This is a genomic window from Siminovitchia acidinfaciens (genome assembly GCF_003605385.1).
In the GTDB taxonomy this organism is placed as follows: Bacteria; Bacillota; Bacilli; order Bacillales; family Bacillaceae_C; genus Siminovitchia; species Siminovitchia acidinfaciens.
Genome location: NZ_QYTV02000009.1, coordinates 46596 through 58569, shown reverse-complemented (window position 1 = coordinate 58569; position 11974 = coordinate 46596). Strand labels below are relative to the sequence as shown.

Sequence of the window (11974 nt, the reverse complement as noted above, 5' to 3'; positions counted from 1 at the left end):
AAATTATTGTTAGTCAATTCTTATTGAAAAATAATCGTGACTGACATGGTAAAAATATTTTCCATATTAACATGCTCGCCATGATAGCTTTTATAAGAAGGTTGGAGCGCGCCGCAGCCCCCAAGGGGCCTGGCACGCTCCAACACCAACCTACATTATTGATATAAATGACACGCGGTAAAGTGTCCCGGCTTTACTTCCTGCCACTCCGGTACAACCTCGGCGCACACGTCCATGGCTGCCGGGCAACGAGTCCGGAAGACGCAGCCGCTTGGCGGATCAATCGGACTTGGCACGTCCCCCTTCAGGATGATCCGCTCACGTTTCAGCTCAGGATCAGGTATAGGAACCGACGACAGCAATGCCTTCGTATACGGATGCAACGGATTGGCATACAGCTCTTCGCTATCGGTCAACTCTACCATTTTTCCAAGATACATAACGAGAATCCGGTCTGATATATATTTGACCATCGACAGGTCATGCGCGATGAACAAATAGGTCAAGCCCATTTTCCGTTGCAGCTCTTTCAGCAGGTTCACCACTTGGGCCTGGATGGACACATCCAGAGCGGAAATCGGCTCATCGCACACGATGAATTTCGGGTCAAGGGCCAGAGCTCGAGCAATCCCAATCCGCTGGCGCTGGCCGCCGCTGAATTCGTGCGGGAAGCGGCTAATATGGTCGGCATTCAATCCGACGAGCCGGAGCAGCTCTTTAATGCGCTCCTTTTTCTTTTTCCCGCCAAGCGTGTGATGAATGGTAAACGGCTCCCCGATTATTTCCTCTACCGTCATCCGTGGATTCAATGATGCGTACGGGTCCTGGAAAATCATCTGGATGTCCCGGCGCAGCTTGGACATCTCCCGCTCTTTATTGTCATAAATATTTTTTCCATTATATAAAACTTCTCCGGACGTCGGCTCATATAGCCTGATGATTGTTCGACCGGCAGTTGATTTTCCACAGCCGCTCTCTCCAACAAGGCCAACTGTTTCCCCTGGATATATGTCGAGGTTCAGTCCGTCTACCGCCTTCAGTTTCTTATCTCCCACATTAAAATATTTCTTCAAATCCTTCACTTGAATCAAAGGTGAAGAAGAGCTCCCCTGTTCAAAAGAGTTTTTTTCCTTCAGTTCCGGCGTCATCTGCTTCCTCCTTTGTCACACACTTGCTCTTTTTTGGGCCATTGGATGATGAAGCCAGCAAGCTGCAAATTGGTTCGACCTCACTTCGTCAAGCTCCGGGTCGTGGTTTTTACATACGCGCATGGCGTATTGGCACCGCGCAAAAAACGGACAACCTTTAGGCGGTTCAATCAAATCAGGCGGCGTCCCGATAATTGGAGAAAGAGGCTGTGATTTATCCATATCCAGACGCGGGATAGAATTCAACAATCCCATCGTATAAGGATGCTGTGGATTAGCAAATAAATCTTTCACTGTACCTGTTTCGGCAACCTGGCCAGCGTACATGACAACCACCCGATCAGCCATTTCGGCCACAACGCCCAAATCATGTGTAATTAAAATAATGGATGTTCCCGTTTCTTTCTGAATCTTTTTCATCAGTTCCAAGATTTGCGCCTGGATTGTCACATCAAGCGCTGTTGTCGGCTCGTCAGCGATCAGCAGACGTGGATTACATGCCAGCGCCATCGCAATCATAGCCCTCTGGCGCATTCCCCCGGAAAATTCATGAGGATACTGGTTAACCCGCTTATCAGGCTGTGGTATACCCACTAGTTTAAGCATATCAATCGCTTTTTCAGCAGCAGCCTTTTTGCTGATGTCATTATGCTTTAAAACGGCTTCCATAATTTGGCTTCCGATTTTGCTCGTCGGATTCAGCGAAGTCATCGGATCCTGGAATATCATACTGATTTGATTTCCACGGATACGCTGCATTTCTTTTTCAGGTACGTCGAAAATATTTTTCCCTTGAAATTCAATCGTGCCCTGCTTATATTGTACCGGCGGCGAAGGGAGCAATCTCATGATTGATTTGGCTGTGACACTTTTACCACAGCCTGATTCACCGACGATGGCCACTGTTTCCCCCTGCCCTACGCTGAAATCAACCCCGCGGACAGCTTTTACTTCTCCGGCATAAGTGTGAAAAGATACATGCAAGTCTTTTACTTCGAGTACATTCTTCATATCGATCCCCACCTCTCTCAATCTCGCAATTTGGGATCGAGTGCATCCCTGAGCCCATCGCCAAATACGTTAAAGGCCAACATTGTCAAAGATATTAAAATAGCTGGTATGAATAATTGATAAAAATGTCCCACATGAATGCTTCCAAGCGAATCACTTACAAGCGTTCCCCAGCTGGCCTGTGGTGCCTGGACGCCCAATCCAAGGAAGCTTAAGGTCGCTTCTGCAAAAATTGCCGTCGGAACCGTTAGGGTTATATTTACAAGGATAGGTCCAAGTGTATTCGGTATCATATGCTTTCTTAAAATCCAACCCATTTTTGCCCCCATTGCATTGGATGCATGGACAAACTCTTGCTCCTTCAACTGTAAAACCTGGCCCCTCACAAGCCTGGCCATTTGAATCCAGCCTGTGATTGATAAAGCGATGATGATCGGCCAGATGCCTCTTTGCATGACAATCATGACTAAAATAACGACCAATAAATAAGGGATGGCATAAAGTATTTCAGCAATCCTCATCATGGCGTTGTCCACGCGGCCGCCTTTAATTGCTGAAATCCCTCCGTATGCAACCCCGATCAGGAAGTCGATCAGCGCAGCCATTACTCCGATAAACAGTGATATCCTCGCACCGTACCAACTACGGGTGAACAAATCCCTGCCTGCTGAGTCCGTTCCGAACCAATGCTCAGCATTCGGCTGCAAATTCTTTTTTGTAAAATCCTGTTCATAGTACGTGAAGCCGTTCAAATGCGGCCCGATAATCGCCATGATTGTCAATAGAATAATAACAATCAATCCGAGCATCGCAAGCTTATTTTCCAACAGTCTGCGCCATACATCCGACCAGTAGGAAATAGAAGGCCTTGCGATTTTTTCAGCTTCCTTAAAATTGTCTTCCGCTGGCAAAAACATGTCTTCCGTCAATTTCAATTCCTGCTTACTCATTAGCTGCTCTCCCTTGTGATCTTGATTCTTGGGTCTATCCATGTATAAGCGATATCTACAATAAAGATCAGTGAAACGAGTATGATGCTGTAAAAAATCGTGGAACCTAGTATAACCGGATAATCACGACTAAAGATGCTTTTTACAAACATTTCCCCCATGCCTGGAATCCCGAAAATATGCTCGATGATGAAGCTTCCTGTTACCAGATTAGCTGTCAGGATCCCAAGGACTGTCACGACAGGCAGAATAGCGTTCCTTATTGCATGTTTGATAATAATGACACTGCCCGATAAACCTTTTGCCTTGGCTGTTAAAATATAATCCTGACTCATCACTTCCAACATGCTGGACCTCATTAACCGGGCAATATAAGCCATCGGCATCATGGCAAGTGCGATGGAGGGCAGGATAGTGTGGGCCCAAGACTTCCACGTGGCAACAGGAAGAAGCTTCCATTCAACAGCAACATAATGGATAAGGAACGTTGCCAGGACAAAGTTCGGGATTGACAGACCGACGATGGCGAGTATCATCGAAGAATAGTCAGGCCACCGATTCCTGTTCAAAGCTGCTATGACCCCAAGGATCAAACCAAATGCAATCGCTATTACCAGGGCCTGAAGGCCTAAATGAAGAGAGATGGGAAACCCTTTTTGAATATAGTCATTGACTGTTATAGATTTTGATTTCATTGATGGACCGAAATCGAATTGGAGAACAGATTTTAAATAAAGCCCATATTGGACAATTTCCGGCTTGTCCAAATTATAATGATGCTGCAGGTTATTATATACAGCCGGGGGCATCGGACCTTCCTTGGCGAAAGGATTCCCCGGAATAATTTTCATAATGATAAAGGTGAGTGTAATAATGACCCACACAGTGATAATTGCCCAGAATAATCGGTTTAATGTATATTTGAACATCCTTTACACCTCTCTCAAGAGCTTTTTTCCTGCTGAATCCCATGCATCGATGATAGTTTTATAGAGTCAAAAACCGTCTTTTTTTTCCATCAGACCAAAAACCAGGTATGCCAAGGACGGCATACCTCGATTTTTGGATGCGATTATTTTTCAATATCAGCATAAATGAACTGCGGATAACGGTTAATTGGTGTAAAGACGCCTTTTACATGCGGTTTAACTGTAAATGGTTTCGTGTAGAAATAAATTGGAACAATTGGCATTTCATCCATTAAAATTTCTTCTGCTTTATGCAAAGCTTCCATACGTTTTTTCTCATCCATGGAGGATTTTGCAAATTTCACGTTCTTGTCATATTCTTTGTTGCTCCAGTTAGCATCATTAAAGGAGCCGTTGGTTACCCATAGATCCATGAATGTCATAGGGTCAACATAGTCGCCTACCCAGCCGGCACGTGAAATGTCGTAGTCTCCTGCTTTTTCACGGTCAAGCTTGACTTGGAATTCCACGTTTTCCAAGGTAACTTGTACATCAAGATTTTTACGCCACATCTCTTGAATGGCTTCAGCTATCTTTTTATGGTTTTCGTCGGTATTATACGTAATTGTAAATTCAGGCATCTTATCCATGCCTTCTTCAGCAAGTCCTTCTTTTAGAAGCTTTTTGGCTTCTTCTGCATCTTCTTTAAACAGGTCTCCGGAATTTTCCTGGAAATCACCTTCGGCATCAGGTATTCCTCCTGGAATCACGCCGTAAGCCGGCTGCTGTCCGCCTTGGGAAACGTGCTCAACAAGCGTCTTACGGTCAATCCCCATAGACAAAGCTTTTCTTACCTTTACGTTGTTAAACGGCTTCACTTCATTATTCAAGTTGTAGTAGTAAACAGCCAAATCCGGAGCGATTTCAAACTCAGGATCGTCTTTGCTGCTTAGCTCCCCCTGTACATCTGGAGGCAGCGGATAGACGAGATCAAGCTCATCAGCCTGATACATCTGCCATGCAGTGTCAGCGTTGTCAATGATGACAAAGTTGACTTCATCCAGGTTGATTTTGTCCTTGTCATAATAGTTTTCATTCTTTTCCAGCTTCATGCTTTCTTTATGGTTCCATTCAGTCAGCTTGAATGCACCGTTTGAAACGTAGCTATCTGCTTCCTGAGCCCATTTAGGGTTCTCTTCCTGGACCTTTTTGTTCACAGGATAATAGGTATAAAAAGATGTCAAATCAAGGAAGTACGGAGTCGGTTCAGCAAGCTTGACCTCAAGTGTATGGTCATCCAATGCTTTAACTCCCACTTTTTCTTCCAAATCAGCATATTCATCTTTGTTTTCGGAACTGTTGTACTCCTCCCCGCCTGCAAGATAATACATTTGATATGCATATTCTGAAGCGGTTTCAGGATTGAGTACATGTTTCCATGCATATTCAAAATCATGAGCAGTCACCGGGTCGCCGTTGGACCATTTCACATCGTCTTTCAGATTGAATGTCCACGTGATGCCGTCATCACTGACCTCCCAATCCTTTGCCATGCCGTCAACAATTTCTCCTTCCGGAGTTTTCTTTGTCAATCCTTCAAAGGCATGCTCCAAAATCCACGAATCATGAGTTCCCTGTGCTGTACCTGGATGCAGGGATCCCGGCTCTTCGTTGTTGTTCAGATTCAACACTTTCTTGCCGTCGGATTGTTCTTCACCAGACTTTTCTCCACCCGATGAATCAGGCTTCGACTCAGTCTCGCCGCTGAAGCAGCCGCCCAGCAACAACATGAATGCGGTTACAAACCCCATTAAAGCAAAGCGTGACATCTTCACATTTAATCCCCCTTTTCGATATTTTGGCAACGGATAAGCAAAACGATTGCTCTATTAATCTTAAGACCTTTGCAATCGTTTACTTTTTCGTTACAACAATAATATATCAAAAAAGGGGGAAGACTTTCAAACTTTTATTATACTATCAAATTAATTTTGTCAGATTTTTATACTAGGATTATAGTTGCGTAATTCGACTTTTTTCGATTAAACCGCCACATCACGCCTTGTAAAGAAGATGAATGCTGAAACTTGGAAGATGAAAAAGTAGGTCAATAATACTATAATGGAAAACTTCATCGTCATACTGTCAACCATTGGCATTCCATCAATGTATTGCATTAAATTCGTATTGGCAAACAGGCTGTACTTAGCCCACTCAAATTTGCTGGCCAATAAATTTGTCAACGTGCCGCCTGCAAAAAGCAGGAACACTGACAGGCCGATAGCCAGCGCACTGTTTCTGAAGACAGCTGAAATCATAAATGCCATCGCAGTAAGCAAGAAGACGCTGAGAGAGTTGAATGCATATGACTTGAGCAAATATAAAAACAGGCTCTGTTCCTGTACCTGGCCACCAACATATGCCAAGTGAACATTATTTGATGCGTCCCCGGTCCCAAACAGGACTGCTCCGGCAATTCCCGAGCATACGAACAGGATGGTGAGCATGAGCAGAAGGAAAAAATTGACGGCAATATATTTTGACAGTAATATTTTCCAGCGTTTATACGGCTTTACTAGTAATACTTTGATCGTACCCCACGAAAATTCATTGGCGATAATGCCCGCTGCAATGATTAAAACGAACAATCCGGCGAAGGGAATCAGAGAAGTTGAATCATTAATGAATGTCCATACTGTGCTTTCAGATGCTGGCGGAAGGTCATGTTTTATCCGATATTCATTGACAGCCACCTGCTTATGAATGAATTCCTTCATGGAGGGAGTCATTATCTGCACACCTTCATGATTCTGCTTCAAGGACTCGTTCTCTGCCATCAGCTCCTGCTTCCAATCAGTGGAAGGCGCTTTTTCTTTGCCTTCAAGATATTTGGTCATCCCGGCAGTAATAATCAGAACCAGAATAAGAAATCCAATCATTATATAGGTGCTGACCTGCCTAAAAATTTTTTCCCATTCATTTATAACCAAATTAAACAAAGGCTGCCACCTCCGACTTATTTGTGATCTCTAAAAATCTATCTTCCAAAGATTTTTTTAGTGGACTGATTTCGAAAACAAGCACATCATGATCCAGCAATAGACGCAACATATCCGGAACCTCGCATGATTCCAGTAAAACTTGAATGCCCTTTTCATGCTTTACTGCCTGGATTCCACTTCTTGTCAATATCTTAATAGCTTCGTTGCGTTTATTTACATCACAAAAATATTGTTTTTTATCAGAATCGGTCTCATCAGTCACTACATTTTGTACATTGATCAGCCTACCCTTTTGAATGATGGCGATCCTGTCACACATCATTTCCATTTCCGCCAGCAAATGGCTGGAAACGATGATAGCGAGATTTTTCTTACTGGCCAAATCCCTTAAATAATCCCTGATTTCCCTGATGCCGGCAGGATCAAGTCCATTTGTCGGTTCATCTAGAATGAGGATTTTGGGATCATGAAGGAGACTTTGTGCAATGCCCAGCCTTTGCCGCATCCCCAAAGAATACGTTTTTACTTTGTCATGGATTCTTTCGGTCAGGCCGACAAGCTCAACAACTTCATCAATTTTTTCTTTAGTTACGCCTTTGTTCGCGCGGGCGGCCTGCTTCAAATTTTGATAGCCGCTCAAAAACTTATATAGCTCCGGGTTTTCTACTATTGCACCCACATGACTGATGGCACTCTCATAATCTTTGCCGACACTTTTTCCGCAAATTTTAATTTCGCCCTCCGTCATCCCGATCAAGCCGACAATCATCCTGATAGTCGTTGTTTTTCCGGCACCATTGGGCCCCAGGAAGCCAAACACTTCTCCCTCTTTAACCTCAAAGCTCAAATCATCAATAATTTTTCTGTTCCGAATCGTTTTCGTCACATTATGCAGCTCAACGACCGCTGTCATCTGTATCACACTGCCTTTCCTTGATTTACCATCGTCAACTTGAACCACTCTAAAACGGATAAGCCCTGTTCCTCCCGAAGCACTTCTACATTTTCATGACCAATAATATCTCCGTTGTAAATAGCAATGACTTCATCCATGATCGGCTCGATTTCGTCAATCTCATGTGTAGCGATAATGACAGTCTGTTTTTCAAAATTAATGTTTGTGAGAAGGCTTCTTACAATCGAATCTCTCACCATCGGATCCAGACCGGAAAATGGTTCATCTAGCAGAACTACCGGGACATCCCTGGCCAATGTCAGAACTAGCTTCAGCCGTCCCCTATTCCCTTTGGATAATTGCTTAATTTTCTTGTCCGGCGAAAGCTCCATCTCCTGAAGAAGTTTGAATGCTTTTTCGCGGTCAAAATCCGGAAACTGTGTATCATAAAAATCAATCATTTTTCCTGATGTGAAAGAATCATAGAACATATCGAGCTCCGTCAGGTACGCTACATTTTTGCTGATTCTCCTTGTCACCGTTTCCTTTAATACTGAGACCGTTCCGCTGTTTGGATAGACGAGTCCCGTAATCAATTTCAAAGTGGTGGACTTTCCACTTCCGTTCGGGCCGAGCAGCCCATAAATTTTTCCAGGTTTAAAATGAAATGTAACATCGTTAAGGGCCTTTTCTGCTCCATATCTTTTCGTTACTCCGTTTAACTCAATACTCACCCTGCTCACCTTCCTCCAAGTAGTTCTTCAAACCGCTCATCATTTGCTGTTTCGAAAATCCTAATTCCTCCATATTTCTAACAAACTGGCCGATCACTTCGGTTTGCATGGATTCCTTCAATTCATCCACAATACTTTCCCTTTGAATGACGAATGTCCCCTGTCCACGCTTTGTCTCCACAATACCCATCCTTTCCATTTCGGAATATGCCCTTTGTATCGTATTTGGGCTAACACCCGACTGAACAGCCATTTCCCTTACAGACGGCAGTTTTTCACCAGAATTGATTTCTCCACGGATAATCCTTTGAAAAATCTTTTCTGTGATTTGTATATAAATCGGTTTTGATGCCTCAAAATCTTTGGCCATGTCCCTTACACCTCAACTTTCCTATCAAGCAGCCAACTGGCTAGGAGGAAAAATATCACAGACAGTATGACATATAAAACAATCGCAGTTACCGGCACTGATGCATCGGCATAAAGTATCTTCCAGCCTTCCTTCGTCTCATAATTCATCTGAGGGGCAATATCGACATTTACTGAAAAGTAAAACAGTTGGTTTTGGATTACCTTGGTTTTAGCAAGAAGAGCTTCAAATAAATTGTAGGCCAGCCAGACAAGAACCACGGCAAGCCAGCGAAAATTCCTGATTGAAGGATATTTTCCAAGTGAGTGGTAAACAGTCCAAAGAAAAATGACCCATATGGACATATACATAGACACTCCGAAAATGCCCAATTGCATATAAAAACCTTGTTTAAATGGAAGGAAATCACTAAAGTGCTCAATCAATCCATTGTCCTGCAAAATTTTCATGACAATGACGGCAAATAAGGAAATGATCACTTGTGCGATCAACTGAATTACCGTTGCACTGCAAATTTTCGATAACAATAATTTTGTGCTGTTTTGAGGGTTATACAGCCACAACTGTGTTTTCCCTTCAATGTTTAACATATAAAGCAATGCAATGGGTGCGAGAAATACGTGAAAACTGCCCATTGTAACAAGATAAGGAACAAGTATGCTCGGCTCGGATACGCCTTTCGATATACCATAAACCGCAATTATGCCCAGGATCATAAACGCCAGCCAAACCATGTACCAGAATCTAATTAAGCTTAAGTCCTTTTTCAACAACCCGATAAATGCAGTCATTATTTTGCCCTCCGTCAACTTTGTATTAGTGTATTAATTAGATAGTACACTAATACAAATATACATGTCAAACCCATTTTTCTGTCTATTTCTTAAAAGGAAGGCCTGTTCAATTGAGGGAAAAGCGGCTGTACGGACCAGGACAATTGAATTTCCGAAAGCAATTTATAAATCGGACAGTATTTGTGGTTTTTGGATAGTATTTTTGAATTTTGGATAGTATTTTTGTTTCAGGGACAGTATTTGCAATATCCGGAAAGTATTTCTCGTTTCCGGATTGTATTTTCAAAACCCTATAAGCAAATTCCACAAAAAATGCTTTCAAACAGAAAAAGGCCAGAGCTGCTCGCAGCCCTGGCCTTTCATCTTATTCTTTCACCTTGAAACAAATTCATTTCCCTTCACCCAGAAACGCCACGGATACTCCCGTGCCTCACCGGTATTAGGAATTCCGATCCTGGGCCCTCGTGCTATGTCTTCAGGGGTGTATCCTTCGCTGATAAACAGCGGTCGCTCGAAAAATTTCAAGCCGTAATCCTCCATTGTGATTCCCATCGCTTTTGTCAATTTCCCTGGACCATTCGTCAAATTCTTCATTTTATCAATGGGACGCCGCTGCTTCATCAATTCAATCCCCGCATAAGGTTCTAATGCCCGGATTAATACGGCTTCCGGTTCATTAATTCCCGCACTTACCACATTAATCAAACAGTGCGTATGCATTGTGTATGTGTAAACGACACCTGCTTTGCCAAACATGACTTCCGTTCGCTTTGTCCTCCTGTTTCCATAACTATGCGCAGCACGGTCATCAGGACCTTTATATGCTTCCGTTTCAACTATATATCCAGCGGACACGCCATCTCTTGTTTCTTTTACAAGCAGGCAGCCCAAAAGTGACTGAGCCAATTCAATAGTCGGCTGTTGGAAAAATCCTTTGTTAAGCGGTTCGATTTTATACAAAGTTCCTACACCTGCTCCATAATCATTCATTTTGTTCATCGAGCGAAACTTCTTTAACCTTCCTTTCTTTATTATGATCAGAATCATATTCATATATTTCCAGATAATTATATTCCAGGACACTAAAGCGCCCATCCCCAAGTGGAATGACATTTTTACCGGTTGGTTCTCTAAAAGCGTATTTACGGCCGGGCTTCTCCTTCTTGCAATGCCTTGTCAAAAAAACCTCTTACTTTATCGACATATTCCTCTGAATTTTGTTCAAAGGACTTCACATGACCATCCCCATCCGTCAGCCACAATGCAAAATGATCAGGGTCTTTTTCTGCCATTATTTCACTTTCAGTATATGGAATTGATGCATCTCCTCTATTATGAATAAAAAGAACAGGCCTGGGTGCAACCTTGTCCAACACACTGATAGGACTTGCATCATGCAGATCCACATCCGCCATGAACGGAATAAGGGTCAATATTAAAGGGGTGAACGGAAAATTGGGCAGATCAGTCCATACAGGCATGTTCACTTTTAAATAGTTATGCAAGTCACTAAAAGGGCTGTCAGCAACCACAGCTATGACATCTTCAGATTCTGCTGCAGCCAAGATTGATGTGGCCGCTCCCATGGAAATGCCCAATAGCCCAACAGGCTCATCATAATGTTCAGCCGTCCAATCGATAGCCCCAAGTAGATCAAGCTTTTCTTTTACCCCGACGGTCGTCATCTCCCCTTCCGATTCCCCGGCATACCTGAAATCGAACATGATAACACGGTATCCATCGGCAAGAAGGTTACTGGCCAACGGTAAGAACGGGATATTCTCTTCATAGCGATTCCCTTTGTAGCCATGCGCGAAGACCACATTCATTTTCGCAGGAACCGGCGGCTCCAACACCCATCCGGAAAGCTTAGTTTTTGCATCCTTGCTCATGAATTCAATATCCTTATAAACCATTTCATAATCGCTTGGTAAAATATCTATCGCCTTTTTCTCCGGCTTCGTCAAATTCGTTCCGACATATACGGAAATTCCGACACTAACACCAAAGGCCAGCAAAATGATTGAAACAATGGCAATCCACGCGGCTTTCTTTTTATTTCGTATGCCCGGCCTCCTGCCGGTGACTGGTGTAGTATTTGTTGGTCCCAGCATGATCGGATTCCTCCTCAAGTTTTACAATCTAACAAATAATATTTCGAG

12 protein-coding genes are annotated in these 11974 nt (G+C 43.2%); all 12 read right to left on the bottom strand.

Features of this window, described 5'->3' with window-relative positions; translation table 11 throughout:
• Nucleotides 1-155 precede the first annotated feature (155 nt).
• Entirely contained in the window at nt 156-1148 is a 993-nt protein-coding gene (locus D4T97_RS16485) for an ABC transporter ATP-binding protein (RefSeq protein WP_126051867.1), read from the bottom strand.
• 15 nt (nt 1149-1163) lie between these two features.
• A complete protein-coding gene (locus D4T97_RS16480) occupies nt 1164-2159 on the bottom strand; it encodes an ABC transporter ATP-binding protein (RefSeq protein WP_126051866.1) in 996 nt (331 codons plus the stop codon).
• A 17-nt stretch (nt 2160-2176) separates the two neighbouring features.
• Nucleotides 2177-3109: an ABC transporter permease gene (locus D4T97_RS16475; RefSeq protein WP_126051865.1), complete on the bottom strand. Its 933-nt coding sequence runs from the start codon at nt 3107-3109 to the stop codon at nt 2177-2179.
• Nucleotides 3109-4038, bottom strand: coding sequence for an ABC transporter permease (locus D4T97_RS16470; RefSeq protein ID WP_126051864.1), 930 nt, complete (start codon nt 4036-4038; stop codon nt 3109-3111). Before D4T97_RS16470 ends, D4T97_RS16475 begins: the two co-directional genes overlap by 1 nt.
• A 143-nt stretch (nt 4039-4181) precedes the next feature.
• The gene (locus D4T97_RS16465; protein WP_235872293.1) at nt 4182-5846 is read right to left on the bottom strand and encodes a peptide ABC transporter substrate-binding protein; all 1665 of its coding nucleotides are present in this window, start codon (nt 5844-5846) and stop codon (nt 4182-4184) included.
• A gap of 213 nt (nt 5847-6059) precedes the next feature.
• The gene (locus tag D4T97_RS16460; RefSeq protein WP_126051862.1) at nt 6060-7016 is read right to left on the bottom strand and encodes an ABC transporter permease; all 957 of its coding nucleotides are present in this window, start codon (nt 7014-7016) and stop codon (nt 6060-6062) included.
• Nucleotides 7009-7932 (bottom strand): ABC transporter ATP-binding protein, encoded by a 924-nt coding sequence (locus D4T97_RS16455; RefSeq protein ID WP_126051959.1) that lies wholly within the window; start codon nt 7930-7932, stop codon nt 7009-7011. The genes D4T97_RS16460 and D4T97_RS16455 overlap by 8 nt, the downstream gene beginning before the upstream one ends.
• Before the next feature lie 5 nt (nt 7933-7937).
• Nucleotides 7938-8648 (bottom strand): ABC transporter ATP-binding protein, encoded by a 711-nt coding sequence (locus D4T97_RS16450; RefSeq protein ID WP_126051861.1) that lies wholly within the window; start codon nt 8646-8648, stop codon nt 7938-7940.
• Nucleotides 8638-9018: a GntR family transcriptional regulator gene (locus tag D4T97_RS16445; protein ID WP_126051860.1), complete on the bottom strand. Its 381-nt coding sequence runs from the start codon at nt 9016-9018 to the stop codon at nt 8638-8640. Before D4T97_RS16445 ends, D4T97_RS16450 begins: the two co-directional genes overlap by 11 nt.
• A 5-nt stretch (nt 9019-9023) precedes the next feature.
• Nucleotides 9024-9809 carry a hypothetical protein gene (locus D4T97_RS16440; RefSeq protein ID WP_126051859.1) on the bottom strand — a complete coding sequence of 262 codons (786 nt, stop codon included), beginning with the start codon at nt 9807-9809 and terminating at the stop codon, nt 9024-9026.
• A gap of 375 nt (nt 9810-10184) precedes the next feature.
• Entirely contained in the window at nt 10185-10802 is a 618-nt protein-coding gene (locus D4T97_RS16435) for a DNA-3-methyladenine glycosylase (RefSeq protein ID WP_126051958.1), read from the bottom strand.
• Nucleotides 10803-10954: 152 nt separating this feature from the next.
• Nucleotides 10955-11926, bottom strand: coding sequence for an alpha/beta hydrolase (locus D4T97_RS16430; RefSeq protein WP_126051858.1), 972 nt, complete (start codon nt 11924-11926; stop codon nt 10955-10957).
• Nucleotides 11927-11974: the final 48 nt, after the last annotated feature.

Excerpts from the sequence above, each read along its gene's own strand:
- D4T97_RS16485 (WP_126051867.1), bottom strand. The coding sequence starts at position 1,148 with ATGACGCCGGAACTGAAGGAAAAAAACTCTTTTGAACAGGGGAGCTCT.
- D4T97_RS16480 (WP_126051866.1), bottom strand. The coding sequence starts at position 2,159 with ATGAAGAATGTACTCGAAGTAAAAGACTTGCATGTATCTTTTCACACT.
- D4T97_RS16475 (WP_126051865.1), bottom strand. The coding sequence starts at position 3,109 with ATGAGTAAGCAGGAATTGAAATTGACGGAAGACATGTTTTTGCCAGCG.
- D4T97_RS16470 (WP_126051864.1), bottom strand. The coding sequence starts at position 4,038 with ATGTTCAAATATACATTAAACCGATTATTCTGGGCAATTATCACTGTG.
- D4T97_RS16465 (WP_235872293.1), bottom strand. The coding sequence starts at position 5,846 with ATGTCACGCTTTGCTTTAATGGGGTTTGTAACCGCATTCATGTTGTTG.
- D4T97_RS16455 (WP_126051959.1), bottom strand. The coding sequence starts at position 7,932 with ATGACAGCGGTCGTTGAGCTGCATAATGTGACGAAAACGATTCGGAAC.
- D4T97_RS16445 (WP_126051860.1), bottom strand. The coding sequence starts at position 9,018 with ATGGCCAAAGATTTTGAGGCATCAAAACCGATTTATATACAAATCACA.
- D4T97_RS16440 (WP_126051859.1), bottom strand. The coding sequence starts at position 9,809 with ATGACTGCATTTATCGGGTTGTTGAAAAAGGACTTAAGCTTAATTAGA.
- D4T97_RS16435 (WP_126051958.1), bottom strand. The coding sequence starts at position 10,802 with ATGAATGATTATGGAGCAGGTGTAGGAACTTTGTATAAAATCGAACCG.
- D4T97_RS16430 (WP_126051858.1), bottom strand. The coding sequence starts at position 11,926 with ATGCTGGGACCAACAAATACTACACCAGTCACCGGCAGGAGGCCGGGC.